At 73.8% G+C, this 25,575-nt stretch carries 22 protein-coding genes; 11 read left to right on the top strand and 11 right to left on the bottom strand.

What is annotated here, in order from left to right; translation table 11 throughout:
* Positions 1-28: 28 nt before the first annotated feature.
* The 5 genes from AB0M16_RS26220 to AB0M16_RS26200 all read left to right on the top strand — a co-directional run bounded on the left by AB0M16_RS26220 (position 29) and on the right by AB0M16_RS26200 (position 2,910).
* Positions 29-439 carry a WXG100 family type VII secretion target gene (locus AB0M16_RS26220; protein ID WP_365346973.1) on the top strand — a complete coding sequence of 137 codons (411 nt, stop codon included), beginning with the start codon at positions 29-31 and terminating at the stop codon, positions 437-439.
* A gap of 35 nt (positions 440-474) precedes the next feature.
* Positions 475-777 carry a WXG100 family type VII secretion target gene (locus AB0M16_RS26215; protein WP_365346971.1) on the top strand — a complete coding sequence of 101 codons (303 nt, stop codon included), beginning with the start codon at positions 475-477 and terminating at the stop codon, positions 775-777.
* Position 778: 1 nt separating this feature from the next.
* Positions 779-1,132 (top strand): RNase A-like domain-containing protein, encoded by a 354-nt coding sequence (locus AB0M16_RS26210; protein ID WP_365346969.1) that lies wholly within the window; start codon positions 779-781, stop codon positions 1,130-1,132.
* An 8-nt stretch (positions 1,133-1,140) separates the two neighbouring features.
* Complete coding sequence (locus AB0M16_RS26205) at positions 1,141-1,779, top strand: contact-dependent growth inhibition system immunity protein (RefSeq protein WP_365346967.1); 639 nt, start codon at positions 1,141-1,143, stop codon at positions 1,777-1,779.
* A 138-nt stretch (positions 1,780-1,917) separates the two neighbouring features.
* Positions 1,918-2,910 (top strand): Ku protein, encoded by a 993-nt coding sequence (locus AB0M16_RS26200; RefSeq protein WP_365346965.1) that lies wholly within the window; start codon positions 1,918-1,920, stop codon positions 2,908-2,910.
* A 122-nt stretch (positions 2,911-3,032) separates the two neighbouring features.
* Here the strand turns inward: AB0M16_RS26200 and AB0M16_RS26195 are convergent, their stop codons facing one another.
* Genes AB0M16_RS26195 through AB0M16_RS26185 form a run of 3 tightly spaced genes read right to left on the bottom strand, consistent with a single transcriptional unit; the run spans position 3,033 to position 4,949 of the window.
* Complete coding sequence (locus AB0M16_RS26195; RefSeq protein ID WP_365346963.1) at positions 3,033-3,419, bottom strand: hypothetical protein; 387 nt, start codon at positions 3,417-3,419, stop codon at positions 3,033-3,035.
* A 7-nt stretch (positions 3,420-3,426) separates the two neighbouring features.
* Entirely contained in the window at positions 3,427-4,341 is a 915-nt protein-coding gene (gene ligD, locus AB0M16_RS26190) for a non-homologous end-joining DNA ligase (RefSeq protein ID WP_365346961.1), read from the bottom strand.
* Entirely contained in the window at positions 4,338-4,949 is a 612-nt protein-coding gene (locus AB0M16_RS26185) for a DNA polymerase ligase N-terminal domain-containing protein (protein ID WP_365346959.1), read from the bottom strand. The genes ligD and AB0M16_RS26185 overlap by 4 nt, the downstream gene beginning before the upstream one ends.
* 468 nt (positions 4,950-5,417) lie before the next feature.
* On the opposite strand from AB0M16_RS26185, the gene AB0M16_RS26180 reads away from it, so the two are divergent.
* Genes AB0M16_RS26180 through AB0M16_RS26170 form a run of 3 tightly spaced genes read left to right on the top strand, consistent with a single transcriptional unit; the run spans position 5,418 to position 7,479 of the window.
* Positions 5,418-6,479 (top strand): Dyp-type peroxidase, encoded by a 1,062-nt coding sequence (locus AB0M16_RS26180; RefSeq protein WP_365346957.1) that lies wholly within the window; start codon positions 5,418-5,420, stop codon positions 6,477-6,479.
* A gap of 5 nt (positions 6,480-6,484) precedes the next feature.
* The gene (locus AB0M16_RS26175; protein ID WP_365346955.1) at positions 6,485-7,309 is read left to right on the top strand and encodes a family 1 encapsulin nanocompartment shell protein; all 825 of its coding nucleotides are present in this window, start codon (positions 6,485-6,487) and stop codon (positions 7,307-7,309) included.
* Positions 7,310-7,356: 47 nt separating this feature from the next.
* Positions 7,357-7,479: a hypothetical protein gene (locus AB0M16_RS26170; protein WP_365346953.1), complete on the top strand. Its 123-nt coding sequence runs from the start codon at positions 7,357-7,359 to the stop codon at positions 7,477-7,479.
* A 31-nt stretch (positions 7,480-7,510) separates the two neighbouring features.
* On the opposite strand, the gene AB0M16_RS26165 is transcribed toward AB0M16_RS26170, so the two are convergent.
* Both AB0M16_RS26165 and AB0M16_RS26160 read right to left on the bottom strand, forming a co-directional pair.
* Positions 7,511-7,972, bottom strand: a complete 462-nt coding sequence (locus AB0M16_RS26165) for a GreA/GreB family elongation factor (protein ID WP_365346951.1) — start codon at positions 7,970-7,972, stop codon at positions 7,511-7,513.
* A gap of 147 nt (positions 7,973-8,119) precedes the next feature.
* On the bottom strand, positions 8,120-8,641 hold the full coding sequence (locus tag AB0M16_RS26160) for a carboxymuconolactone decarboxylase family protein (protein ID WP_365346949.1): 522 nt from the start codon (positions 8,639-8,641) through the stop codon (positions 8,120-8,122).
* Positions 8,642-8,742: 101 nt separating this feature from the next.
* Between AB0M16_RS26160 and AB0M16_RS26155 the strand changes: the two genes are divergently transcribed.
* Positions 8,743-9,432: an HAD-IA family hydrolase gene (locus AB0M16_RS26155; RefSeq protein ID WP_365347091.1), complete on the top strand. Its 690-nt coding sequence runs from the start codon at positions 8,743-8,745 to the stop codon at positions 9,430-9,432.
* 152 nt (positions 9,433-9,584) lie between these two features.
* Positions 9,585-9,995 carry a hypothetical protein gene (locus AB0M16_RS26150; RefSeq protein WP_365346947.1) on the top strand — a complete coding sequence of 137 codons (411 nt, stop codon included), beginning with the start codon at positions 9,585-9,587 and terminating at the stop codon, positions 9,993-9,995.
* Here the strand turns inward: AB0M16_RS26150 and AB0M16_RS26145 are convergent.
* From AB0M16_RS26145 to AB0M16_RS26135, 3 genes are all read right to left on the bottom strand, one after another.
* Positions 9,982-11,085 (bottom strand): serine protease, encoded by a 1,104-nt coding sequence (locus AB0M16_RS26145; RefSeq protein WP_365346945.1) that lies wholly within the window; start codon positions 11,083-11,085, stop codon positions 9,982-9,984. The genes AB0M16_RS26150 and AB0M16_RS26145 overlap by 14 nt on opposite strands.
* Before the next feature lie 74 nt (positions 11,086-11,159).
* Entirely contained in the window at positions 11,160-16,478 is a 5,319-nt protein-coding gene (locus AB0M16_RS26140; protein ID WP_365346943.1) for a trypsin-like peptidase domain-containing protein, read from the bottom strand.
* Between the two features lie 163 nt (positions 16,479-16,641).
* Positions 16,642-17,502, bottom strand: coding sequence for a DNA/RNA non-specific endonuclease (locus AB0M16_RS26135; protein ID WP_365346941.1), 861 nt, complete (start codon positions 17,500-17,502; stop codon positions 16,642-16,644).
* A 106-nt stretch (positions 17,503-17,608) separates the two neighbouring features.
* Between AB0M16_RS26135 and AB0M16_RS26130 the strand changes: the two genes are divergently transcribed.
* The gene (locus AB0M16_RS26130; protein ID WP_365346939.1) at positions 17,609-18,418 is read left to right on the top strand and encodes a caspase family protein; all 810 of its coding nucleotides are present in this window, start codon (positions 17,609-17,611) and stop codon (positions 18,416-18,418) included.
* A 34-nt stretch (positions 18,419-18,452) separates the two neighbouring features.
* On the opposite strand, the gene AB0M16_RS26125 is transcribed toward AB0M16_RS26130, so the two are convergent.
* From AB0M16_RS26125 to AB0M16_RS26115, 3 genes are all read right to left on the bottom strand, one after another.
* Positions 18,453-21,545, bottom strand: a complete 3,093-nt coding sequence (locus tag AB0M16_RS26125) for an AAA family ATPase (protein ID WP_365346937.1) — start codon at positions 21,543-21,545, stop codon at positions 18,453-18,455.
* A 250-nt stretch (positions 21,546-21,795) separates the two neighbouring features.
* Positions 21,796-23,493, bottom strand: a complete 1,698-nt coding sequence (locus AB0M16_RS26120; protein ID WP_365347089.1) for a S8 family serine peptidase — start codon at positions 23,491-23,493, stop codon at positions 21,796-21,798.
* A gap of 585 nt (positions 23,494-24,078) precedes the next feature.
* The gene (locus AB0M16_RS26115) at positions 24,079-24,933 is read right to left on the bottom strand and encodes a GNAT family N-acetyltransferase (RefSeq protein ID WP_365346936.1); all 855 of its coding nucleotides are present in this window, start codon (positions 24,931-24,933) and stop codon (positions 24,079-24,081) included.
* Positions 24,934-25,575 lie beyond the last annotated feature (642 nt).

The following is a 25,575-nucleotide window of genomic DNA, read 5'->3' as shown; positions in this document are numbered from 1 at the left end:
CCCCATCGCCACGGAAGGAGCCGCCGCCATGGCCACCGAGCCGAACCTCGACGTGACGGACGAGGACCTGAAGCGCCTTGCCGAGGACCTGGATGCCATGCGCACGCACATCGACGGGCAGGTGCGCCGCATGGACGCGATCGTCGACCGGGCCGAGGCCCGGTGGCGCAGCGAGGCGGCGACGGCGTACCGGAAGCTGCACCGGCAGGCCGGCGCGGACGCCGTGCGGGTCCGGGAGATCCTGGGGGTCCTGGCGAAGGCGGTGCGGATGAGCCGGGACGGGTTCACGCGCCAGGAGCTGGACATCCTGCGGCAGTTCCGGGCCGAGATGAAGAAGGTCGACATCGACGCGGAGGTACGCGGACTGTCCGGCGAAGGACCGCGCGGCGCGGGCCCCGGCGGCGGAGCGGCGCCGACCAGCAGGATCAACGACATCTGAACGTGCGGGTGCACGTCCGTGAGGCAGGGGGAAACGTGAACGACGACGGCTCGATCACCGTCGACCTGGTCGCGCTGCGAGAGATCGCCGGCGACCTCGAGGACATCCTGAAGGGGCTCACCGAGCGCCTGACCGCGCTGTACGACCGCACGGTGCCGGTCGTGCTGGCCTGGCAGGGCGAGGCCCGCGAGGCCTTCGTCGACGAACTCGACCGCTGGGACCGGCAGGTGGAGGACCTGCAGGCCGCCCAGAAGTGGCTGCACGCCATCGTCGCCACCGGGCACGCCAACTACTCCGCCGCCCAGCGGGCGACGCTGCGCGGCTGGGGCGGAGCCTGACATGGGCCCTGACATGTCGAAGCCCTCCGTGCCGCCCGTCCCGGCCCGCGCCGACCGCGCCGCGACCTTCCCGGACCGGGTGACCGCCCAGTGGGCCACCCAGCAGGTGATCGACCTGAACGAGCAGGTCATCCACCGCTGGCTCGCCCAGTCCACCCGGCGGCGGCTCGTGATCGAGGCGGCCTGGCCCTCGCGTCCCGATCCCGTGGGGACGCTGCTCACCACCGGGATGGCGCTGGCCGGCCAGGAGCCCGTCCCGGTGCGCGCCGCCCGGGTCGTGCTCCGCCGGAACGTGTCCGGCGAGCCCGGCGCGCACCCGTTCACCGTGCACTCCTCCCTGCCCGTCGTCCTGTAGAGGCTCCCGTGTCCCTGAACCCCGCCGAGCACGACCGCAAGTACGGCGAGCTCGACCAGGTCGTCCGCTCTCATCTGGGCCTCGGTGCGCGCGCTCCCGAGGCCGTGGACGGCTATCTGCGGCAGACCTGGCGCACCCGGCCCTGGGCCATCGCCGTCGCCGCCGAGCAGCTGCGCACCCTCGCGGACAACCCTCCCGGGCGGCTCCGGCTGCGGCTCGGCGAGTACTACCGGCTGCCCGACCTGGGCCTGCCGCCCGAGGAGATCCGGGACTGGCTCGCGGGCCTCGCCGACCGGCTCGACGAGAGCCTGGCGACCGGCCAGGCCCCGCCGCCCGGCCCGCCCGCGACCCCCTGGGAGTGGCGGGCCCGCTTCCCCGAGCTGGCGCAGCTGCTCGGCGGCTGGTTCACCCAGGACATGCCGGACGAGTTCGGCGACCACGAGTCCGCGCTCGCCGACTACCTGGAGGGCACCGACCCCGGCCTGGTGGCCCAGCTGACGGGGGAGCTGCACGACCTGCTCGCCCTCGGCCTCGACGAGGACGAGCTCGCCCTGGCCCTGGCCGCCCTCGGTGCCGAGGTCGTGCCGCCGGCCTCCCTCACCCCCGGTGCCTGGCTCACCTCCCTCGCCGTGCGCCTGCGCGGCTAGGTCGTTTCTTTCGTATCAGGGCCGGACACCGCGGACCCGGCCAAGATCCGGAACGGACGGCTGGGCCGTTTCTGCTCGACCCCGGTGGGGCAGTCGCGGTGCAGCGGGGGCCGTACGGCTGCGGTGGTGGTGAGCGGGATGGCCAGACCGATATGGACCGGGGTGCTCAGCTTCGGGCTCGTCAGCGTTCCCGTGGGGCTGTACACCGCCACGTCCGCGCACACGCTGCGTTTCCACCAGTTGCAGCGAGGGACCTCCGACCGGATCCGCAACCGGCGGGTGAACGAGCGGACCGGTGAGGAGGTGGAGCCCGACGACATCGTCAAGGGCTTCGACGCGGGGGACGCGTACGTCCTCGTCGAGCCCGAAGAGCTCGACGAGATCGCGCCCGGGCGCTCGAAGGCGCTGGAGATCAGCGGGTTCGTGGACCTGGACGCCATCGATCCGATCTTCTTCGACCGGACCTACTACCTCGGGCCGAAGGACAAGGCGTACGCCAAGGTCTACGCCCTGCTGGAAAGGGCCCTGGCGAAGAGCAGCCGGGCCGGTGTCGCCACCTTCGTCATGCGTGGCCGGGAGTATCTGGTGGCCCTCAAGTCCGAGGGCGGCATCCTCACCCTCCACACGCTGCACTGGGCCGACGAGATCAGGGACCCGCGCGACGAGGTCCCCGACCTCCCCACCGGGCGCACCGGGGCCGGGGCCAAGGAGATGCGGATGGCCGAGCAGCTCATCGACACGCTCGCCATGGACTGGGACCCCGAGCAGTTCCACGACACCTACCGGGACAAGGTCGCGGCCCTCCTCAAGGCCAAGGAGTCCGGCGAGGCCGTCGAGAAGTCGGAACCCGCCCCCGAGGCCACCAACGTGATCGACCTGTCCGAAGCCCTGCGCGCGAGCGTCGAACGGGCCCGGGGCGCGAGCGGAAAGGCGAGAGGAACGGCGAACGGAAAGGCGAGCGGGAAGGGCAGGCCGACCAAGAGCGGGCCGGCAGAGGCGGGCCTCGACGAGCTCAGCAAGGCCGAGCTGTACGAGAAGGCGGCTGCTGCCGGCATCCGCGGGCGCTCCGCAATGAACCGCGGCGAGCTGATCGAGGCGCTGGCCGCCGAGGACGCCGCCCGGGCCGCATAGACGGTCCGCTCGCCGACGGTCCCCCTGCCCGGCCCCCGCCCCGGCTTTTCGATCCGCCCCGGCTCTTCGACGTCAGTTCTTCGCAGCATCCCTATCGTCCGCCCGCGTCACCGTCCGCCGCATCACCGTCCGCCCGCGTCGCCGGGAGGTTCCGGTTCGCCGGGCATCAGCACGCGCAGCGCGCGCTCCGTCTCGGCCGGGTGCGGGACGGAGACCGCGACGCGGCGGAAGGGCGCGTCGGCCGCGAGGTCCATGTACAGGGCCGGACCGTCGGAGCGTACGGCGACGAAGTCCGTACCGTCCGGCCCGTGCCGGGTGCCCACGCAGTGGCCGGGCAACCACCTGCCGGGGCCGGCCTCCCCGCGCAGCACCCGCCACCAGCTCGTCTCGACGCCCACGCCGCGCAGGGCCCGGACGGGCACCCGGACCGTGCGCCGCCGTGCCGCCAACGTCTCGCGCGGACCGAGCCGTACGACGACCTCGTCCCCTTCCACCGCCACACGCGTCACGGGAACTTCACCCTCCTCCGGCCCGGGCCTCGGCGAGCCGTCGGCGCGCCGCCGAGGGGGAGCGCCCACGCGGCGCGCCCCGCCAGGGGTCGCGGGACAGGAGCTCGTCGGCGTCGGCGAGGGTCCAGCGGCGGGCGGTGAGAGCGGGATCGTCGACGTCCGCCCAGGCCAGCGGTGCCGCGACCGGGGCGCCGGGGCGGGCCCGTACGGCGTACGGGGCGACGACGGTCTGTCCGTACCCGTTGCGCTGGACGTCCAGGTAGAGCCGGCCCCGGCGGTCGCGCTTGCGGGCCGCCGTCGTCAGCTCGTCCTCGTACCGGGCGGCGAGCAGCTCCGCGATGTCCCGAGCGAGGGTGCGTACCTCGTCGAAGGGGGCCCGGCGCAGCAGCGGCACCACGACGTGCAGGCCGCGCGAGCCGGTCGTCATGGGCAGCGAAGGCAGCTCCAGCTCGTCGAGCAGGGAGCGCAGCCGCCGGGCCGCCCGCCGTACGGCCTCGAAGTCGTCGCCCGGGGGATCGAGATCGAAGACCAGCCGGTCCGGATGCCCGGGGCGGTCGGCCCTGGAGAGCCAGCGGTGCGGGGTGACGCAGGCCTGGCCCGCCAGATAGACCAGCGAGGCCGTGTCGTCGCACAGGGCGTACGTGACCGTCCCGTCCTCCTTGGGCAGTTCCGCCCGGTCCAGCCAGTCGGGGAAGTACTCGGGGACGTCCTTCTGCATGAAGCCGGAGTCGTCGATGCCGTCGGGATGCCGTTCCAGCATCAGCGGACGGTCGCGCAGATGCGGCAGCATGCGGTCGGCCACGCGGTGGTAGTACGCGGCCAGATCGGCCTTGGTGATGCCGTCCTCGGGAAACAGCACCTTGTCCGGCCGGGTCACCTCGACGGTGCGCCGGCCGGCCCGGACCGTCGTCCTCGCCGTCACGAGGCGCTCCCGGACACCTGTCCGAGGGTACGGCCGCTGCGGGTGGAGCGGGCGCGGTGCGGATCGGTGCCGCCGTTCCCGTGGGCGCTCCGGTCGGCGTGCTTGACCAGCAGCCACGCCTCCCGGCCGCCGTCGTCACCGCTGCGGACACGGGTCAGCGCGTAGCCGCCGTGCAGCTTCTTCCCGTCCAGCCGGAAGGAGGCGTGGCCGTGGTCGAGGGCCTCGGCGAACGGGATCTCCCGTCCCGCGCGGTCCTCGGAGAGGTTCCGGTAGGTGCCCTCGTCCCAGACGATGACCGTACCGGCGCCGTACTCGCCGGACTCGATCACGCCCTCGAAGTCGCGATACTCCAGCGGATGGTCCTCGGTCGGCATCGCGAGCCGCTTGTCGTGCGGATCGGCCGAGGGGCCCTTGGGCACCGCCCAGGACCTCAGGACCCCGTCCACCTCCAACCGGAAGTCGAAGTGCATCGCGGTCGCGTCGTGGATCTGGACGACGAACGACGGCTCCCCGTCCGGCGTGGCCGCCGCGTCTTCGCCCTCCGGTTCGGCGGTACGGCCGAAGTCCCGGCGCCGTCGGTACTCCTTCAGCGCGCGCTCACGCCCCATGGCCTCCACCTCGGACTCCTCGTCGACGGGACGCCTCTCTCCCGCTCGCGCCTACCCCGGACGCTCGCCGGGAACCTCCGCTTCCGGGATGTGGTGCCGTCAATGCCGGGTTCGCGGTGCCCATGAGCCGACCCGTGCAGGGAGTCGTCCACCACGTCCGCGACGATGGTGTCCCCGGGCTCCGCCTCCCCGCCCAGGAGCAGCGAGGCGATGCGGTTGTCGGGCTCGGTCTGGATCGTGCGGCGAGCGACCAGCCGATCATGAAGCACGTCAAGGTGACGGTCGGGCCCGCTGAGGGCACCGTCACAGCGCCCCGCGCACCGGGCGCCGACTGCCGTACCGGTCGGGGAGCGCCCCTCCGGCCCGCGTGCCGCCGCCCGGACTGCGACCGGCTGCCGCCGCGGATACGCTGGCCTCGACCCAGACGTCCGATAGATCCTGAATGCCCGACATGCCCCAGGGAGTCGTGTGGCCACCCCGCAGCCCGTACTCGCCCCTCCCGCGAAAGCCGCCGTGTTCCTCGTCGCCACCGTGAACCCCGGAGGCGAGGAAGCGGTGCGCGAGGCGCTCGGCGACCTCGCGGGTCTCGTCCGTTCCGTGGGCTTCCGGTCGCCCGAGGACGGCCTCACCGGTGTCGTCGGCATCGGTGCGGCGGTCTGGCCCCGCCTCTTCGGCGGCCCCGCGCCCCGGGACCTCCACCCCTTCCGGCCCCTGCGCGGCCCCCGCCACACCGCACCGGGCACCCCCGGCGACCTCCTGCTCCACGTACGAGCCGCCCGCATGGACCTCTGCTTCGAGCTGACCCGGCTGGTGGGCGAGCGGCTCGGCGGCGCCGTCACGGTCGTCGACGAGGTGCACGGCTTCCGCTACTTCGACGAGCGAGACCTCCTCGGCTTCGTCGACGGCAGCGAGAACCCGCAGGGCGCGGCGGCCGCCGACGCGGTCCTGGTGGCCGACGAGGACCCGGAGTTCGCGGGCGGCAGCTACGTCGTGGTGCAGAAGTACGTGCACGACATGGCGGCCTGGCAGGCGCTCCCCGTCGAGGAGCAGGAACGGGTCATCGGCCGATCGAAGAGCGCCAACGTGGAGCTGCCCGACGACGTCGAACCGGACGACTCGCACGTCGCGCTCAACACGATCGTCGACGAGGACGGCACCGAGCGGCAGATCGTGCGCGACAACATGCCGTTCGGGACGGTCGGTCGCGGCGAGTTCGGCACGTACTTCATCGGCTACGCCCGGACGCCCGAGGTCACCGAGCGGATGCTGGACCGCATGTTCCTCGGCGGCCCGTCGGGCGCCGTGGACCGCATCCTCGACTTCTCCACGGCCCTGACCGGGTGCCTCTTCTTCGTGCCGAGCGCCGACTTCCTCGACGACCTGCCCGACCCGCCCACCGCATCCGTGCCCGTCGAAGCCGTCCCTGCCGACGCCCTCCCCGCCGGAGCCCCCGGCGAACGGACCGAAGCCGTTCCCCCGCACACCCTTCCGGTCGGCTCCCTCGGCATCGGCAGCCTGAAAGGAGCCTGAGCGCCATGACGTCCTCCGGCGACCCCGCCGCCACCAACAACCTGCACCGCGAACTCGCCCCCGTGACGGCGGAGGCCTGGGCGCAGATCGAGGAGGAGGCCCGGCGCACGTTCCGGCGCCATGTCGCCGGCCGCCGGGTGGTCGACGTACCCGACCCGGTGGGCCCCGAGCTCGCCGCCGTCGGCACCGGCCACCTCACCGAGATCGCCCCGCCCGCCCCCGGGGTGACCGCCCGGCTGCGCGAGGCGAAGCCGCTGGTCGAGCTGCGCGTGCCGTTCACCGTCAGCAGGGCGGCCGTGGACGACGTCGAGCGCGGCTCGAACGACTCCGACTGGCAGCCCGTCAAGGACGCGGCGCGCGCGATGGCCTTCGCCGAGGACCGCGCCGTCTTCGACGGATATCCGGCGGCCGGCGTCGACGGGCTGCGCGACCGCAGTTCCAACCCGGTCGTCGCGCTGCCCGCCGAACCCCGCGACTACCCCGACGCCGTCAGCCGCGCGCTGACCGAGCTGCGGCTCGCCGGTGTCGACGGCCCGTACGCCCTGCTGCTGGGCGCCGACGACTACCGCGCGGTCAGCGAGACCTCCGACCACGGTTACCCGATCGCCGCCCACCTCGGCAGGATGCTCGACGGGCCGCCGATCTGGGCGCCGGCCCTCACCGGCGCGTTCGTCCTGTCCACCCGTGGCGGCGACTTCGAACTGCGGCTCGGCCAGGACCTGGCCATCGGTTACACGTCCCACGACCGGCACGGGATCGAGCTGTACTTCCAGGAGACGCTGACGTTCCTGGCGTATACGGACGAAGCCGTCGTCGTGCTCCAGCACTGAGGGGTCCGACGCCGCGCTCCTGGCTTGCGCAGTCCGCGATCGTCCGGATGGCCGGTGCGCCGGCCATCGGTGCCGCGGTCGGCGCGGGCGTCGGCCTGGTGGCCGGCGCGGCCCTCGCCGCGCCGGCCGCCGTCGCCACCGTGGAGACCGTCTTCACGGGCTCGGGCTGAGCCGGGCCGAGCCCGTCAGGAGGGTGAGGCGTCAGGCGCTGATGGAGACGACGAGCGCGGTGGCCGGGCCGCCGGGCGTGCGGTAGGAGACGCTCTCCCCGGCCCGCCGCCCCATCAGGGCCAGTCCGAGCGGGCTGTCGGAGGTCACCAGGGCCGGGTCGTCGGCGTCGGCCAGTTCGCCGACGTGCACGGTCGACTCCGCGCCGTCCTCGAACCGTACGGTGACCGTGCTGCCCACCCCCACGACGTCCGAGGACGGCGGCCCGGCGACGCCCGCCTCCCGCATCCGCCCCTCGATCTCGGCGATCCGCCGGTCGAGCCGGGCGACCACTTCGGCGCGCTGCAACTCGTCGGCCTCGTCGGCCCGGTCGCCGACGTCGTCCGGGTCCCGCAGGGTCGCTGCCGCGCTCCCGCGTTCCGCGCGCAGCTCGGCGAGCTCCCGCTGGAGCGCCCGGAGGGCGTCGTCACTGATGGGCTCGGGGCCGTCGGTCATTCCTGCTCCCAGGTAGCCGGTGGAAACGTCGAGTCTCAGGGCCTCCATTACCGCATCGGCTGACGAACCGGGCAAATCACCGTGGTCCGGGTGCCTGGCGCTTCCCGGAGACGTCTCTCCCCGTCGGCCCGCCCCGCCGCCGCCCCCTCAGTCCTCCTCCGGCTGGATCCCGGCCAGCAGGTTGAACGCGCCCGTCAGCATGTTCAGCGTCACCACCCCGACGACCTCGGCGATGATCCGGTCGCTCCAGCCGTGCGCCCGCAGCTCCGCCACGTCCTCGTCGCCGAGGGAGCTCGGTTCGGCGAGGACGCGCAGGGCGACCGCGATGAGGGCGGACTCGCGGGCGTCGGTCGAGGTGCCCTGGCGGGCCAGCTCGATGTCGGTCCCGCTCAGGCCCGCGGCGCGGGCCGCCGCCACGTGGGCCTCGCGGCAGGTGCCGCAGCCGATCCACTCCTGCGCGGCGAGCGAGATCTTCTCGCTCAGGGCGCGCGGGATCTTCACCCGCTTCATCGCCCGGGACAGGCTGAGGTAGCCCTCCAGGACGGCCGGCGAGTGCGCCATCGTCGACACCATCTCGCCCGCCGCGCCGTGTCGCTCGACGATGTCGGCGAGCAGCTCGCGCGCCCTTCCGGCGGCCTGCTCCGGTTCGAGCGCGGTCAGTCGTCGCACTGTGCCTCCTCCTCAGGATACCCGTAGGGGGTATAACGCGGCCGAGGGTCCTGGAGTTCCCGGCGAGGCGTTCGTACGATCGGAGGGTGATCAAAGGCGTCATGTTCGACTTCTCCGGCACACTGCTGCGCGTCGAGTCCGTCGCGCACTGGCTCGACGCGGTCCTCGGCGAGGCCGAGGTCCGGCTCTCCGGCGACGAGTTCGCCCACACCGTGGAACGGCTCACCTTCCACGGCGCCCTGCCCGGCGGCCCGGCCCCCCACAAGGTGCCCGCCCGGCTGAAGAAGCTGTGGGCGGAGCGTGATCTCGACGCCGAGCGGCACCGCGCCGCGTACACGGCGCTGATCCGCGAGGCCGGGGTCACCGACCGGTCCCTGGTCCGGGCGCTCTACGACCGCCACATGGCCCCCGAGGCCTGGCACCCGTACCCCGACACCGCCCGCACCCTCGGCGAGCTGAGCCGCGGCGGCGTCGCCGTCGCCGTGGTGAGCAACATCGGCTGGGACCTGCGGCCGGTGTTCCGCGCCCACGCCCTCGACGAGTGGGTCGACGTCTACGCCCTGTCCTTCGAGGTCGGCGTGCAGAAGCCGGACCCGGCCATCTTCCGCTTCGCCTGCGAACGGCTCGGCCTCGCTCCCGCCGAGACCCTGATGGTCGGCGACGACCGCAGGGCCGACGGCGGCGCCGAAGCGCTCGGTGCCCATGTGCACCTCGTCGACCACCTCCCCGTCGACCGCCGTCCGCACGGTCTGCTCCCGGTCTTCGGTCTGCTCGGCGGCGACGGTGCGTAGCACGGGGGGATCGGCCGTCCGTCGGTGACGGGTCGGTGATCCGTCGGTGATCGGTGGGCGGTCCGTCGGTGGGGCCGGCCACGGTGGAAGCACTCCGGAGCCGGCGCACCGGTCGGAGTCCCGCCACTTCACCCACCGAGAGGATCCTCGCCGTGGAACAGCTGCTCGTCACCCGCATGCGCGCCTATCTGGACGCCGGTCTCGCCCTGGACGTCGACCGCCTCGACGCGCTGTACGACCCCGCGTTCACCAACGTCCGCGTCGACCTGGGGGGCCGCACGGTCGTTCTGACGAAGGCCGACTTCATGGGCAGGTTCCGCGCCCTGAAGGAGGCCGGCCAGAGCCTGGGGGATTCCGTGGACGACGTGACGTTCCCGCACGCCGGGCTCTGCGGCGACCTGGGCTCCGTCGTGATGCACCGGGTCGAGGACGGCGTCCCCGCGCTCTACCAGTTCGTCTGGCGCGTCGAGGGCGGCCGGCCCACCACCCTCCTGCGCGAGTACACCTTCGAGCGCGACCTCGGCCCGCTGCTCGCCATGATGGCCGCGGTCACACCCAGTTGACCTTCGCCTGTTCGAGGAGCGGATCGTCCACCATCTCCCACAGCGGCACGGCCACGTTGCCGATCCGGTAGCGCCCGCCGAAGTGGAGCCCGAGCACCCGGTGGTCGGTGAGGTCGAAGACCGGGGAGCCGCTGTTGCCGCCGAGCGTCGAGCAGTCGTGCCTCATCACCCGGCCGCCGGGCTCGAACTCGGTCGCCATGCCCGGCTGCAGGCGCTTCACGTTGTAGATGTCCATGAAGATCCGCCGCATCGACTCCGGCTCGTTGCGGCGCCCGTCCCAGGCCGGATAGCCAATGACGTAGACAGGCCGCCCCGGCAGGCTCGCCGGGGCGTCCGCCGCCACCGCCAGCGGGGTCGGCAGCGGTTCGCCGTCGGGCGGGGCGATCCGCAGCAGGGCCATGTCCACGTCCGGGTGGATCCCGATGACCTCGGTGATCTCGTACGGCAGGGTGCCGGCGGCCGGCACCGGGCCGGGTGCGGGGTGCGCGGGCAGCTCCTCGCCGGGGTCGACCCGGGCGGTCATGCCCTGCTGGAAGGTCCAGCCCTCGCCCTGGGCGCGGCTGAACTCGGCCGCCACGTGCCGGTTGGTCATCACCGCCTCCGGGCCGACCAGGAAGCCGGTGCCGATCCAGTCCAGGTTCGGATGGCCGGTGACCTCGACCCGGCCGACCCGGGCGATGGACTCGTGGATCGCGGCCCGGCTCGCGTCGAGCACCGCCCAGTCGCCCTGCTGCGGGGCGAAGTCCTGCCCCTGCACCAGGATCGCGGGCCGGCCCTCCAGCAGGACGATCGCCTCCACCCCGAAGTACTCGTCCTCGTCGACCTCGTCGGCCTTGCCCTCCGCCAGCTTCTCCAGGCCGGCGGCACCCGCCTCGAGGACCCTGGCCCGCTCCTCCTGGGCGAAGCGTTCGATCTCGACGGCCGGGGCGACGCCGGGCGGCAGCTCCTCTGCCGACTCCTGGATCTCCAGCTCCTGTTCGAGCCGCGACCGCACCCGCGCGGCCACCTCGCCCAGATCGCCGAAGACCTGCTCGGGGCCGGTCGCCACCGGCGATCCGCTGTGCGATCCGCTCCGTGATCCGTACGTCATCTCCCGCCACCTCCGCCTGGCGCCGCGCGCCTCCGCCGTTCAGCCGTTCACCGGTCGGTCCGTCGCCCGTCCCTTCACAGGTCCTGCTCCTGGGGCAGCCTCGACTGCGCTGTCATGATCTCCGCGTACAACTCGGGCCGGTTCTCCCGCAGATGGGCGAGGATCCGGCTCATCTGGGTGCCCACGTTCACCACCGCCGTCGAACGGCCCTGGTACTCGACACCGGTCACCCGGCGCGCCCCGCGGTGCAGCGCGACGACGGTCCACCGGTCCGTGAACACCGGCGAGCCGGAGGACCCGCCCTGCGTGTCGGTGAAGTAGGCGAGGTTCTCGTCGTCCGCCTGGTAGACGAGGTTGTTGCGCAGCGCGACCCGTTTCGGCATGCCCTTGGGGTGCTGGATGATGTTGACCGCCTGGGGGGCGTTCCCCCGGCTCTCGCAGGGCGCGGTGGCCACCCGCAGCACCATCCGCTGCGGCTGGGCGGTCGTCAGACGCAGGATGGCGTAGTCGAGTTCCTCGTCCCAGGCGACCAGGCCGGAGGCCGTGGCCTCCTCGGTCTCGGCCTGGTCGGCGCCGTAGTCGAAGCGCGACCGCGAGTTGCGCACCTGCAGCTGGAGGTCCTCCTCGGCGACCTGCTTGCGGCCGCCGCCGATGCCGTTGCGGGCGTTCACCACGTGGTGGTTGGTGACCAGGAGGCCCGGGGCGATCAGCCAGCCGGTGCCCACGTGCGGGTACGCCGGCTGGAGCTGCGTGCCCGACTCGTAGGGCGGCACGGTGACCCGGGCGACGGCCGCGCCGGCGACGAAGCCCTCGTGCAGGAACTCGAAGGGCACCATGTCGTCCCGGATGACGATCTCCTCCTTGAACTCCGCGGACAGGAACTCGGCCGGCAGCTCCGGCTCGCCGGCCGCGTCGCGCACCACGTGGTCGAGGGCCCGCTGGAAGACGGCGACCGGGCCGCGGTCCGCGGCGAGCGCGATCGCGTTGCGCAGCCACAGCTCCAGCGGCACCTCGCCCTCCATCAGGCGCTCGACCCGGTTCATGATCCGCAGGTCGGACTGGGTCTGGGTGAACGGGGTCGGCTGCGGCGGCAGGGCCGCGCGGAAGTGGTCCCGGACGCCCGCGAACAGCCGGCCCCGCAGCTCCCGGTCGGCGAGCCCCGCCTCCATGGCCGCGTTCTCCACCGCGAGCAGTTCCTCGGCGGACAGGTACGGCTCCTCGCGCCAGGCGGCCTCGGCGTGGTCCGGCGGCGGGGTGACGCCCACCAGGGCCGTTCCGCCGGGCGCGGGGCCGTATCCGGGGATGCCGCCCCGCTCGCGCGGGCCCGGGCCGGCGTCGAGCGCGGCGGCCACACCGAGCAGGAGATCGCCGCTGCGGTCGCCGAGGGTCAGCGCCCGCCAGGCGAGACTGTCCAGCGTGCCGTGCCGCCGAGCCTCCGCGAGCACCTCCTCGATCCGCTCGCGTGACATCGGCCGGGCGGACGGACCGCCGTACGCGTCGGCCGACGGTTCGGCGTAGGGGTCCGCGTACGCGGCACGGGCCGGCCGGGCCGGCGCGGTCGTGCCCGGTGGCACGGCGCCCGCCGCCGCCGACTCCAGGATGCGGGCCAACGGCTCGCGCAGCTGCGGCTCGTCGGCCATCGCCGTCTCGATCCACCGGGCCAGCGCCGCCACCACGGCGTCGTCGTCGCCGGGCAGCCCCACCAGGCGCAGCGTGCGCGCCAGGGCCGGCGGGTCGACCCGGCAGGCCGACACGGCCGCCGCCCGGGCCAGCGCCGGCTGCGCGGCCAGGTCCTCGTCGTTCAGCCCGCGCAACCGGTGCGCGAGCCGGGCGTCCGTCTCCGCGGAGTCCGTGTCCGCGGCGGCGGCGAGCCGGGACCGGGCCACCAGGACGCCGATCGACTCGTAGGGCAGCCCGAGACCGGCCGCCACGCCCTCGGCCTCCTGGAGTGCCCGGTCCGCCTCGGTGAAGTCGCCCACGTCCTGGGCGAGCCGTGCGGACAGCTGCAGCAGCTCCAGGCGGGTCTCCGCGCAGCCCGCCTCCTCCGCCCGGTCCACGGCCCGCTCGGCGGTCTCCCGGGCGTCCTCGACGCGCCCGGAGCGGGCCAGTGTCTCCACGAGCAGCGCGTGCAGCCTGCTGCACGGCGTCCACGGCTGCCGTTCGGTGAGCCGTCGCGCCGCGACCTCCGGATAGCCCTGGGTGAGCAGGTCCTCGACCTCGCGGGCGGCGATCCGCTCCCAGTCCTCCTGGTCGGCTTCGGCCATGATCCGGTCCGGTACGTGTCCGCCGATCCGGCCGAGCAGGAAGGCCGCCGAGCGGGGTGCCATGTCGCGGTCGGCGCCCGCCAGGTGGTTCTCCACGCCGGGCTGCCAACGGTCCTCCACCGTGCGGGGGTTCTCGCCGAGCCGCAGCCGGTGGTAGATCTCCTCGGCGCGGTCCCGGAGGGTGTCGCGGGCCGCGTAGTGGGCCACGGCCCGGGCATCCACCGCGCGCATGAGGTCGGTGCGTGCCTCGTCGGACAGCCGCAGCATGATCGAGCGCAGGTCGGGCCGGTGCCGGATCGCCTGCGGCCCCGCCGACTCCATCAGGTCGAGCCGGGACACCAGCCGGCCGAAGAGCCGGCCCGCGTCGGCCGTCGACAGATCCCCGAGCCCGGCCGGCCCGGCGAGCACGTCGCGGACCAGTTCGGGGGTGATGACCCGCAGCGCGAGCCCGGCCTGGACGAGGGCGCGCACCTCCGGGTCGGCGATGTGCTTGAGGATCCGGTCGTACAGCGTGCCCTGGATCAGCATCTGGTCGACGCTGCTGTGCAGCCGCCGCCGGGAGGTCAGGCTGCGCAGCAGGTCGCCGAGCGATTCGGACCCCTCGCCGAGACACACCGCGGTGCGCGCGGCGAGCTTGAGGCTGAGCGGATGGCCGCCGACCTGGGCGTAGAGGCTGCGCGCCACCGTCTCGTCGTCGACGCCGCAGGAGATCAGGAGGTCCACCGAGGCCTGCTCGTCGAGCTCCGACAGCTCCATGGTGCGCGGGTTGAGGACCCTGGCCGGGTGCTCGATCGGCGCCCGCCCGGCGACCACCCAGCGCAGCCGCGGGTACTCGGCGCGCAGCGCCGTCCACACGGCCCACATGCGGGAGATGATCGGCGAACCCCGGTACTGCGCCTCCTCGAAGGAGTCGAGCGCGATCACCAGCGGCGGATCCATGCCGTCGGCCGGGGCGGCGACCGCCTTGGCGACCAGGGTGCCGAGCTCGCGCGCGAGTTCCTGCTCGCGGGCGCTGGCCTCGGCGTGGAATCCGGCGGAGTAGTCGCGGCTGAGGGTGGCTCGGGTGGCGGAGAGCCGGGACAGGTCGTCGATCTGTTTGAGTTCGCCGCGCTGCGCGTCGGCGGTCGCCCCGCAGCGGCCGGCGAGGGCGTCGAACGCCTCGCGGTGGTCGGGGTACTGGATGCCGAGCTGCCGGGCCGACTCGGCGATCACCGTGGCCGGTTCGTGGATGGAGAGCGTCGGGCGTTCGAAGTCGATGTAGGCGAAGGGGAATCCGTCCGGCGCCTCACGCAGACTGTCGAGCAGGAAGCGGGCGAGCAGCGTGCTCTTGCCGATCCCGCCGATGCCGTGCAGCAGCACCGGGGGTTCGGCCGGCTCGGTCGGCAGCGCCAGGTACGCGCGCAGCGCGTCGAGCTCGCGGAGGCGGCCGTGGAAGGTGTCCCGGACGAGCAGGCGCAGCGGCTGCAGGAGACGGGCCCGCTCGAGGCGCCGCTGGATGTCGTCGACGGTCGGCAGGAGACCGGCCGTGCCGGGTACCTGCTCCAGCCACAGCACGGCCTGGAGGAGGTCGGACAGCTCCTCGACGTCCGCGTTCGCGAGGGTGGCCGGACCGGCCGGGACACCCGACAGCAGGCCGAGCGCGGCGCGGGCCACTCCGGATTCCCCGGAGAAGGAGTCCGCGTTGGCCGCGAGCGCGGCCCGGGCGGCCTCCGGGCCCCCGAGCCCCTTCAGGGTCGCCGCGCGCACCTCCGGGGTCAGCACCCAGCGCACCGAGCGCTGCGGGCTGGCCAGGGCCGTGCAGTCGCCGACCAGCTCCAGGCCCGCCGTGCCGCTCGGCGCCGGCTCACCCGGCAGCCGCAGCAGCGCCGGGTCGAACTCGTCGAGCAGGCAAGCCGCTTCGCGATAGGCCCGGCGCAGCTGGGGCATGGCGGGCACCACCGGCGGCGCGGGGGTGCGCAGTGTGCGGAGCCGGTCGGCGAAGTCCTCGCCCGGTGCCAGGCTCTGGTGGAGCCGCACGGCCTCCTCCACCGCCGTGCACACGCGGCGCATGTGGCTGTCCGCCGGATCGGCCGCCTCCACGGCCCGCAATACCTCGGTGACGGTCGTCTCCACGAGCCCCGGCGGCGGCGGGTCCGCCGGGCCGCCCGTCATCGCGGCCGTCCCGGCGAAGAACCGGGTGAAGAAGTCCCGCAGTTCGTCGGGGCCCGCGGGGCGGGCGGTGTCCCGGCACTCGCTCTTCCTGATGTCGTAGGGGAGTTGGTGCGTCGCGGTGGCGTACCCGAGCAGCACGAGCCGCGGCACCGTCTCCTCGCGCACCGGGGTGTGCTCGTAGATGGCGAGGGCGAGCTTGCCGATGCAGTCCCACACGTCGGAGTTCGGGTCGAGCGCGTCGCACTCGTCGAGCACCAGCCAGAAGCGGTCCTCGGCGGCGGTGGCCCGGCGGACGATCCGGTGGACCGCGTCGTCGAGCGACGGCAGTGGATCGTTCAACTGTGTCGGGTTCAAGGGGAAGCCGTCGGTCTCCGGGCCCGACACGAACTCGGCCAGCCGGCCCACAAGACGGGCAGCCGTCGACGTGCGCGACAGGGTCACCCGTACCGGACGGAAGCCGGTGTGCTGCCCCAGATGCCGGATCAGGCGGTACGTGTACGAGCGCCCGCTGTCCGGCTCGCCGTCCACCACCAGGACCGAGAGCTCCGGATCCGTCACGAACCGGCGCAGCGTCCCCCGCAGCTCCGCCCGGTCGATGAAGACCTCGGTGCCGTGCCGCAGCACCACCGCCTCGAACGGGTCGAGCGCGGCCAGCCGTGCCTGCTCGTCCTCGCGCAGCCGGCCCAGCAGCGCCCGCACCTCCATGCCCCGCCCGACCGCGTCGGCCGCGTCGAGGCGGTCGAGCGCGTCCAGGCGGGCCAGGGCGTCGAGGAGCCGCCGCTGATGGGCGATGTCCTTGCGGGCCGCCCCCACGATCAGCCGCGCGTTCGCGTCCCGGTCCGGAGTGAGCGGCAGATCCGCCACGAAGTCCGTGGTGAGGGCGGTGCGGAGCAGCCGCGTCCGGGGATCGGGGTCGTCCAGGAGATGGTCCCGCACCCAGCTGGTGACGAGGCCCCACTCCGTCTCGGTGAGAGGCATGACGCACCTGCCCGATCGTCCCTGCGCCGATGGGGACGACTACGCTGCTGTCATCGTCCCGCCGGGCGGCGGCCGCCGCAATCGCTGACCGCGCCCCCCGGTGGCACGGGCGGCGCCGCGGCTCGTGGCCGCCGCGCCGGCCCGCGCGCCGAGCGTCCTCGGGTCACGTCGTCATCATGATGTCGTCGTACGACTCCAGGCGCCGCCAGCGCTCCTCCGGCGCGCGCGTCGGAGGCATCAGGTCCACGTCCGGCAGTGGCCCGAACTCCAGCTCGGTGATCTCCGCGACGTCCGAGACCGGCACCTGGTAGGTGCGGAACGGGCCCAGCGGCGGCGGCGCGCCCGCCGTGGCCCCGGCGAGCGCCCGGTCCGCGTCCCGGCTCAGGTCCGGGCTCTGGTCGAGCACGTACGCCGTCGCCGCCAGCGCCCCGTCCTGCATGAACGCGGCCACCTTCCAGAAGCGCAGCGGCACCTGGATGCCCCGGTAGGGCGGGTCGGAGTCCTGCAGCACCGGCCCCGTGAACACCGTCAGCTTGCGGTCGTACTCGGCCGCGTGGTCCAGGAGGTAGTTCTCCAGGCCCTGCCACAGCTGCTTGCCCTGGTTGAACACGTCGGCCTGCGGCGCCGCGTTGGTGAAGTGGAAGGTGTCCGTGTTCGCCCGGCCCGCCACCGCCGCCGCGCCCCACACCGGGTCGAGCCGGCGCACCAGATGGCCGCGGTCCAGGCTGTTGTTCCGGTAGATGTCGTCGCCCGCCTGCTGCTCGCGGGGCAGTCGCGGGTCGAACAGCCACACGTCGTCGCGCGGCACGTCCTCGAGGAGTTCCCGCCCCTCGATGCAGACGGCGGTCGAGGCGGCGAGCCGCCGGTCGGGTCGGAAGACGACGGTGAAGTGCGTGTAGGGCAGGACCACCGTCTTCACCGACGCACGGGCCGGCAGCGCCAGCGGCACCGTCGGGCCGAGGAAGTTCTCGTCGTAGCCGGTGCGGTCGCCGAACTGGTCGTGCCGGAAGTCGCTTGTGTTCATACGATGTAAGTACCGCGCGGGGGAGGGCTGCCCACGGCACCGGACCCGTAGGCCACTCGAACAGACGCCCCCCGGTGCCCCCTCCACCCGTCCAAGGAGGCACCCCATGCCCACCGGAATCTCTCTGCACGTCGGACTGAACCGCGTCGACCCCGACCGCTACGGCGGCTGGGACGGCACCCTGGTGGCCTGCGAGAACGACGCCCGCGACATGGCACGGCTGGCTCGCGCCGCCGGCTTCTCGGACACCGTGCTGCTCACCGAGGAGGGCACCGTCGACCGGATCACCGCCGAACTGCGCGCGGCGGCCGAACGGCTCGCCGCCGGCGACATCCTGCTCTTCACCTATTCGGGCCACGGCGGCCAGGTCCCGAACGTCACGGGGGACGACAACGAACCCGACCGGCGCGACGAGACCCTCGTGTTCTACGACCGCCAGTTCCTGGACGACGAGCTCCACCAGGAGTTCCTGCGCTTCGACTCCGGCGTCCGCATCTTCGATCTCGCCGACTGCTGCCACAGCGGCACCAACATCGAGCTGCCCGGCGCCCCCGCCGTGTCCGGACGGTTCGTGCCCGAACCGAAGCAGATCGAGCTGTACGAGCAGGACCGGGACTTCTACGACGACCTCCAGCGTTCGCTCGCCAAGGCCGCGACCCCCTCCGGCAACGGACACGGGCCCCCGGTGATCCTCGTCTCCGCCTGCCAGGACAACCAGGTCGCCGCCGACGGAGACGTCAACGGCGCCTTCACCGGGGCGCTTCTCGGCGTATGGAACAACGGTGTCTTCCAGGGCGACTACCGCACCTTCCACCGCGCCATCCAACGCGAACTGCCGCCCTCCCAGAGCCCCAACCTCTACACCACCGGTTCCCCGACGGAGGCCTTCCTGGGACAGCGTCCGTTCACCGTCTGAGACCCCGGGTGCCGCAGGCACCCCGACGGGGCTCCTACGGCCGGAGTGCGGTGGCGAGCTGCGCCCGCGAGCGGACGTCGAGCTTCTGGTAGATGCGCGTCAGTCGCGCCTCGACCGTCTTCACGCTCAGGTACAGCTTCGCCGCCGCCTCCTGGTTGCTGGCGCCCTGCCCCACCAGACGGGCCAGGCGCAGCTCCGCCTCCGTCAGCGTGGACAGGGCCGGCAGCGCGTCCTCGCCCACCGGGCCCACGTCGCCCGCCGGACCGGCCGGCGTCTCGCTCGTCAGCGCGAGCCACGGCGCCGCCCCGACGCGCTCGAACACCGCGGCCGCGGACTGCAGCGCGGCCTGCGCCGCCGAGCGCCGCCGCCGGCGCCGCTCCACGCGGGCGAGCGACATCAGCGCCCGGCCCTGCTCCAGCGGCAGTCCGGCGTCCGCGAACCGGCCCGCCGTCCCCGCGAGCAGCTCCGCGGCCTCGTCCGTCCGGCCCTCCGCCGCGAGGCACAGGGCGTACGCCCGGTCGCAGCCGAGCAGCACCGTCGTGCGGCCCAGGCGTTCGCCCACCGGGCGGACCGCCGCCAGGACCGCCAGGGCCTCCTCCACCTCGTCGTGCGCGAGCAGCGCCTCCGCCAGCTCCTCGTGCCAGCGCAGCATCGACGGATCCACCGTCGACTGGGCGCGCTCGTTGGCCTCGACCCGGCGCAGCGTCTCCAGGGCCGCGGCGACGTCCCCGTTGACCAGCTGGACCCGGCCGAGCGCGTACAGGCTGCGCGACAGGAAGACCCGGTCGCCCTCCTCCTCCGAGGCCTGCACGCTCCGCCGCGCGTAACTGGCCGCCCGGGCGAAGCTGCCGCCGGCGGTCTCCGCGAGTGCCAGTGCGTACCAGGCGGGCCCGGGCGAGAGCCCTGCCTCCAGGGTCAGCCCGAGCGACTGCCCGGCGTGCGCCAGCGCCGCGGGGCACGGGCCGACCCGCGACTCGATCTCCGCGAGCGTGCTCAGCAGCTCGATCGCGTCCTCCACCGAACCGCGCCGCTGCACCAGCGGCAGCAGCGCGTTGAGCTGTGCCCGGGCGTCCGCGAGCCGCCCGTCGAACAAGGCGTGACGGATCGTCAGGATCTGGGCGGCGTTACGGATCCCGGCCGGCCGCTCGGCCGTCTCCAGTGCCCGGGCCTGCGCGAGCACCGCGTCCGCGTCCGTCGAGCCGAGCGCCCGCTCCATCCGGGCCTGTACGGTCAGGGCCTGCGCCGCCGTACGCGGATCCCCCATCGACGCGGCGAGCGCCGCGGACTCCATCGCGGCCGCCCGTGAACGCGCCGGATCGCCGTCGGCCAGCACGTACTTGACGGCCAGCCGGAGCTGTACGGCTGCCCGCAGCGCCGTGTCGCCCTCGGAGTCCTCCATCGCGTGCACGTACATCTCGTCGAGCCCGGTCAGCCCCTGCCCCGCCGTGTCGAGCACCGCGAGCCGCGCCCGTACCCGGTCGGCCGGCGCCGCGTCCCGGGCCAGCAGATCGGTCGCCGCACGCATCGCCAGATCGGCTCGCGCCGCCCGGGCCGCCTCCTCCGCGGCGTCCACGAGACGGGCGATCCGCCGCTGTCCGTGCGCGCCGGGCGTCGATTCGGCCGCGAGCAGGGCGAGTTCGGCGGCGAGCACGCTGTTGCCCCGCCGCCGGGCGAGGTCCGCCGCCTCGGCGACCTCGGCGGCCAGCTCCTCCTGCGGCGCGTCCGTGGCGAGCGCCCGGTGGCGGACCGCCTCCACCGGATCGTCCACGACCCGCGCCAGCGCCGCGTGGCCCGCGCTGCGTTCGGCCCAGCAGGCGTCGTGCACCAGCGTCGACGGCAGCAGCCCCGCGGTGAAGGCGACCGTGCCGTCCTCGGCGAGCGACACCAGGCCGGCCCGCTCCGCCGCCGCGAGGTCCGCCTCCGCGTCGGGCCGCCCGGCCCGGCGCACCAGGGTCGCGGTCGGCCGCAGCGCGAGCGCCGCCAGGAGCAGCGTCTCGCGCACGTCGGGCGGCGCCGCGCCCAGCAGCTGCCGCGCCAGGTCCCGGGCCCGCCCGGACAGGGTCAGCGCCTCCGCGTGGTGCACCGGGGTCCGGGCGTCGGCGAGCGAGCGGCCCACGGCGAGGGCGAGCCGCGGATTGCCGCCGCTCGCCTTGTGGATGCGGCCGGCCATCCGGGACGGCAGCCGGTGGTGGATGAGGAGCTCGGCGATCTCGTCGGCGTGCAGCGGCGGCACCAGCAGCACGTCCGCCTCCGACGGCACCCACAGCCGGGTGTCGTGCGGGTCCCGCGTGCCGTACGCCGTGTACGCCTCCGGCGTCTCGACGGAGATGACCCGCAGGGCGGCCGGCGCGAGGTGCACGGCGAAACGGAGCAGATCGGCGCTGTCCGGGTCCATGTGCTGCACTCCGTCGACGACGAGCAGCGCGGGCCCGCGGGCGGTCAGCGCCCGCAGGATGCCGGCGATCCCGAGCCGCAGCGCGATCGGGTCCCAACCCGCGTCCTGCGGCGGCGCCTCACGGCAGAGCATGGCGACGGCGGCGCGCTGCGGGCCCGGCAGCCCGTCGAACACCCCGGAGGTCATGACGCCCAGGCCGAGCCCGGCAGCGGCGTCGTCGTGCCCGTGGGGGCATGGGGAGGCCGGCCCGGCAGGGGTGCGCTGGGCGGGCAGGGAGGCGGCGAGGACGTCGCCCTCGGGGGCGTCGATGCCGGTCGCCCCGAGACCGAAGGAGCGGCCGCCGATGGGGTGGCCGGCGGAGTCGGCCGGAGTCGGACCGGCGTCCTTCGCGGTCCGGTCCGTCGCAGCGCTCTCGTCCGGGGCCGCGGGGGGCCGCGGACCGGCGGTGGCGGAGGCCGGGGCGGCGGCCCAGGTGATGGTGGCCGCCACCGAGGCGACCAGGGCGGCGGCTGCCGAGCCGGGTATGTCGCGGTCGGCGGGCAGGGTGGCCAGCCACAGGACGGTCTCGCCGCGCGCCTCGGCGCGGGCGGCGGCGGCCACGGCCACCTCGGTCTTGCCGACTCCGGCCGGACCGGTGAGCAACGCGCGCCCCCGTGCCTGCAGGACGCGTTCGAGTCGGGCGAGGAGTTCCTCCCGGCCCACTGGCGCAGGGCTCAGCGGCGCTGTCGTCATCTGTCCACCACCCTCCCGCGCTCGGGGCCCGGCCCATGAGCCCCGTTGCGCAGAGAATACGGAGCTGATCGCCCCAGTCCAGGCCTTGTGTCCGGCATACGGACAGCACACCCCGGTGAACCGTGCGTGTCCGGCGGGTGACCGGCACACGGAAGCGCCCGTGGTGTAGACCACGGGCGCTTCGCTGACCAGCAACGATGCTGGTGTGGGGGGTGGTTCGAGCGCGATTCGAAAGTGAATCAGCGGCCGATCAGAAGGTCAGGCTCCACGAGTCGATGTAGCCGGTGTCACCCGAGGCCACATCGCGGACCTGGAGCTTCCAGGTGCCGTTGGCGAGCTCGCTCGACGCGTCCACCGTGTAGGTGGCGAGGACGTTGTCGGCGCTGTCCGACGAGGAGGAGGCCTTCAGGTTGCGCACCGTGCCGTCGGGGGCGATCAGGTCGATGACCAGGTCCCCGCGCCAGGTGTGCTTGATGTCCACGCCGACCTTGAGGGTGGCGGGGGCGTTGCCGGCGAGGCCGGTGACGGCGATCGAGGAGGTCACGGTGGTGTTGTCCGCGATGGCCACGTCGGTCGCGTTCGTGAAGACGTTGCCGGCCGGCGGGGTCGTGGTGGTGACCGCGTTCACCGTCTTGGCGGCGTCCGCGATGCCAGTGCCGCAGCCGCCGGTGCAGGTGCCGGGCAGCGGGCGGGCGTTCGTCTTGATCGCGGACTCGATCTCGGCCGGGGTCAGGGTCGACTTGGCCGACTTCAGCAGGGCGGCGAGACCGGCGATGTGCGGGGCCGCCATCGAGGTGCCCTGGTAGGGCTTGTAGTTCTCGGTCGACTGGACCGTCGTGCCGGAGTTCAGCGTGGAGTAGATGCCGTTCTCGGGCGTGGTCACGGTGCCGGGGGTGTCGGTCGAGCGACGGGTCTCGCCGCCGGGGGCCGCGACATCCACGATGGTGCCGTAGTTGGAGTAGTACGACCGGTTGCCCTCGCGGCTGGTCGACGCCACGGTGATGACGTTCGAGCAGTTCGCGGGCGTGAAGCCGGACGCGTTGGCGTTGCTGTTGCCCGCGGCGACGACGACGGTGGTACCGCGCGAGACGGCGCCGTTGATCGCGGTCTGGTAGACGCTCGGGCAGCTGGCGCTGGCGCCGCCCAGGCTCATGTTGATGACCTTGGCCGGGGTCGGGTTGACCGGGACGCCCGGCACGGTGCCGCCGGAGGCCCAGGTGATCGCGTCGGCGATGTCGGCGGACGAGCCGCCGCACTTGCCGAGCACGCGCACGGGCTGGATCTTCGCGTTGTACGCGATGCCCGCGATGCCCTTGGTGTTGTTCGTGACGCCGGCGATGGTGCCGGCCACGTGGGTGCCGTGCCAGGAGGAGTTCGAGGCCTTGGAACCGGTGCCGCACTCGCCGTCGGTGGCGTTCCAGTCGCCCTCGTCCTTGGCGTCCGCGTCACGGCCGTTGCCGTCGCGGGCGTCGGCGGACGTGGAGATGAAGTCGTAACCGGAGATGACGTTGGCCGCCAGGTCCGAGTGGGCGGCGTAGCCCGTGTCGATGACGGCGACGGTGACGCCGGAACCGGTCGTCTTGTCCCAGGCGGTGGGGACGTTCATGCCGCCGGTGGCCTCGAAGAGGTCCCACTGCTTGGCGTAGTCGGTGTCGTTCGGGGTCACGGCCATCGCGTAGGCCCGGATGTCGGGCTCGACGGAGGCGACCTGCGGGTCGGCCTTGAAGGCGGCCATGACCTCGGCGACGTCCTGCTTGCTCGCGGAGCCACCGAGGTTCACCAGCGCGGCACCGCCGGCCAGGCGGCGCTCGAAGGAGAGCTTCTCACCGGTCTTCACGGCCTTGTCGGCCGTGTCGCTCTTCACGGCGGCGTTGGAGCCGGCCTCGGCGGACGAGGACTTGTAGGTGACGATGACCTTCTCGACGGGAGCGCTGGGAAGCGCGGTCATCGCCTGGGAAGCCGGGGCCGGCTTCGGGGAGGGTGCGGCCGGGACGGCGGCGAACGCCCCGGAGGTGGTGGCAGCGGCGCCGAGGATCGCGGCGCTCGCTACCACCACGGATATGACTCTCCGCCTGGAACCGTTCAAGGTGGGCCCTTTCGAGTACGACGTGGGTGGAGCAGTGGCGGCGGCGCGGGAACCGTCGGGGCGAAGTGGGGTCGCGATCCGTCGTTCCCTGGGCGTGGGGGCCCGTGCGCCGCCACCGGCGCGACGGCCGGGGTCAAGGCCGCCACCGGCGAACATTACCCACTCGTTCTCATGCACCTGACAGGAGGTGGTGGGGAGTGATCTGCCGATGCGGCAGACAGTAGGGAACGCCGAAGTGAACTCGATACGGGGAAAACCCTTGTCACCCCTCGGGGGAGGGAGGGGGAGGGGTGGGGAGGGGTGAAGTGGCGGTGCGGCGGGGGGCGGTGAGGGTCGGCCGGGCGGCCGTCGCGCGCCCCCATGAGCCGTCGGGGACCGCTTCGCGAGCCGGGGGTGGGGGCCCGGGTGCGACCGCCGGGGCGTACGGAGGCGGTGTCCGCCGGACGGTCAGCCCAGTTCGAGGGTCGTCACGCCGAAGACGCGCCGCTGCGCGACGGGGCGGATCGGGCCCGTGTACATCCGGGCCGTCTCGAAGGTCGGCTCGAGACCGCGGGCCTCGGCGAGCCGGGCCGCGGCCGGGTTGGCCCCGGGGATGTCGACGGCGATCCGCGGCGCGCCGAAGGCGCGGGCCTCGGCGGCGAGGGCGTCGAGGAGGGCGGCCGCGTCGGCGGGGGTGTCGGCGAACAGCGGGCCGATCCGGGCCTCCGCCTCGGCGGGACGCACGACCCCGTAGCCGGTCGCGCGGCCGTCCACGACCCGGACCAGGGCCCGGTGGCCCGGCGTGGTGAGCCACGGGGTGAGGAAGCGCGGCCGGTCGGCCGGATGGCAGGCGTTGTCGTACGCGGCGAGGACGGCCGGATCCACTCGTTCCGCGGCCGTCACACCCGTCACCGGCCGGTCGGGAAGCGGTACTTCACCGACATAGCGGGCGGAACGGTACGCGAGCGTGAAGCCCGAGCGGCGGTAGTTGTCCTGCTGGTCCGGCACCCCGTCGAGCCCCACCGTGCGACCGCCCGCGTGGGCGAGCGCGGCCCGCCAGGTGGCGAGGCCGTGGCCGAGGCCGCGGAATTCGGGGCGTACGAGATAGAACCCCAGGAAGGCGTAGTCGTCGCTGTAGTTGACCACCGAGATCGCGGAGACGGGCTCGGGCTCGCCGTCGATCCGGCCCAGGAAGAACCCCTCGGGGTCCTGCGCGAAGAACGCCACCGCGTCGGCCGCCCCGGGGTTCCAGCCCTCCGCCGCGGCCCACTCGCGCACGAGCGCCCAGTCCTGGAGGGAGGCGGGGGAGACGCGGAGGGTCATGGGGATCCCTTCGTCGGGGGCGCGGGGGAGGTCCTGGCCGGGCGAGCATAGTGCCGCCGATGCGCGGTCCCGTTCCCGTCCCGTCGCTTTCCGGCCGCCTTCACCCGGTGGTGGAAGTCGCTTTCCGGCCGCCCGCCACCGCCGGGCGGCCGGTTCGTGACGCGGGGCTCGGGCCCGGGGGCCGAAGTGACGGGCCGAGGCGGACGGGGCCCGGGAGGCGAGACGGGCGCGCGAGTCCCCTCCATCGGTCCGCCGACCCGCCTCCAGCACCTTGCCCACCCGGTCGGGGCATGTCACGGGAGCGTGAAGGGCTGATCAAAGCCGCAGGCCGGAGCCGCCTCTTGGAGAAGTCTACAAAGAGCGAGTTTCAGCCGGAGGGCGCTTTCATGTCTTCCGCTCCTAGCTCACTCCGCCCGGTCGGATGTGTACTCCTCGGACAGGTTGGAACGGGACGAAGCACGTTGCAACAACGTGGAAACACTGCCGGACGGGGGGAGGAGGTCATGGCCGAGACGCTACGAGTCCGCCCCACCGGGAACACGAGGCCGAAGCGCACCGCCGAAGCCCGAGCCGACACCCTCCCACGTGAGCGGGGCGCCCTCGGACCGGGAGCGGCCTCGATCACGGCGGGCGCTCCGCGTC

The organism is Streptomyces sp. NPDC051921 (assembly GCF_040680975.1).
Taxonomy (GTDB): Bacteria; Actinomycetota; Actinomycetes; order Streptomycetales; family Streptomycetaceae; genus Streptomyces.
The sequence above is the reverse complement of the archived record's forward strand: the minus strand, read 5'-3'. Positions and strand labels throughout refer to the sequence as shown.

What these genes read in the sequence shown, in the direction of transcription:
- AB0M16_RS26220 (WP_365346973.1), top strand. Translation starts at nt 29, where the DNA reads ATGGCCACCGAGCCGAACCTCGACGTGACGGACGAGGACCTGAAGCGC.
- AB0M16_RS26210 (WP_365346969.1), top strand. Translation starts at nt 779, where the DNA reads ATGGGCCCTGACATGTCGAAGCCCTCCGTGCCGCCCGTCCCGGCCCGC.
- AB0M16_RS26200 (WP_365346965.1), top strand. Translation starts at nt 1,918, where the DNA reads ATGGCCAGACCGATATGGACCGGGGTGCTCAGCTTCGGGCTCGTCAGC.
- AB0M16_RS26185 (WP_365346959.1), bottom strand. Translation starts at nt 4,949, where the DNA reads ATGGGGCGTGAGCGCGCGCTGAAGGAGTACCGACGGCGCCGGGACTTC.
- AB0M16_RS26175 (WP_365346955.1), top strand. Translation starts at nt 6,485, where the DNA reads ATGACGTCCTCCGGCGACCCCGCCGCCACCAACAACCTGCACCGCGAA.
- AB0M16_RS26170 (WP_365346953.1), top strand. Translation starts at nt 7,357, where the DNA reads ATGGCCGGTGCGCCGGCCATCGGTGCCGCGGTCGGCGCGGGCGTCGGC.
- AB0M16_RS26165 (WP_365346951.1), bottom strand. Translation starts at nt 7,972, where the DNA reads ATGACCGACGGCCCCGAGCCCATCAGTGACGACGCCCTCCGGGCGCTC.
- AB0M16_RS26155 (WP_365347091.1), top strand. Translation starts at nt 8,743, where the DNA reads ATGTTCGACTTCTCCGGCACACTGCTGCGCGTCGAGTCCGTCGCGCAC.
- AB0M16_RS26145 (WP_365346945.1), bottom strand. Translation starts at nt 11,085, where the DNA reads ATGACGTACGGATCACGGAGCGGATCGCACAGCGGATCGCCGGTGGCG.
- AB0M16_RS26140 (WP_365346943.1), bottom strand. Translation starts at nt 16,478, where the DNA reads ATGCCTCTCACCGAGACGGAGTGGGGCCTCGTCACCAGCTGGGTGCGG.
- AB0M16_RS26135 (WP_365346941.1), bottom strand. Translation starts at nt 17,502, where the DNA reads ATGAACACAAGCGACTTCCGGCACGACCAGTTCGGCGACCGCACCGGC.
- AB0M16_RS26130 (WP_365346939.1), top strand. Translation starts at nt 17,609, where the DNA reads ATGCCCACCGGAATCTCTCTGCACGTCGGACTGAACCGCGTCGACCCC.
- AB0M16_RS26125 (WP_365346937.1), bottom strand. Translation starts at nt 21,545, where the DNA reads ATGACGACAGCGCCGCTGAGCCCTGCGCCAGTGGGCCGGGAGGAACTC.
- AB0M16_RS26120 (WP_365347089.1), bottom strand. Translation starts at nt 23,493, where the DNA reads ATGACCGCGCTTCCCAGCGCTCCCGTCGAGAAGGTCATCGTCACCTAC.
- AB0M16_RS26115 (WP_365346936.1), bottom strand. Translation starts at nt 24,933, where the DNA reads ATGACCCTCCGCGTCTCCCCCGCCTCCCTCCAGGACTGGGCGCTCGTG.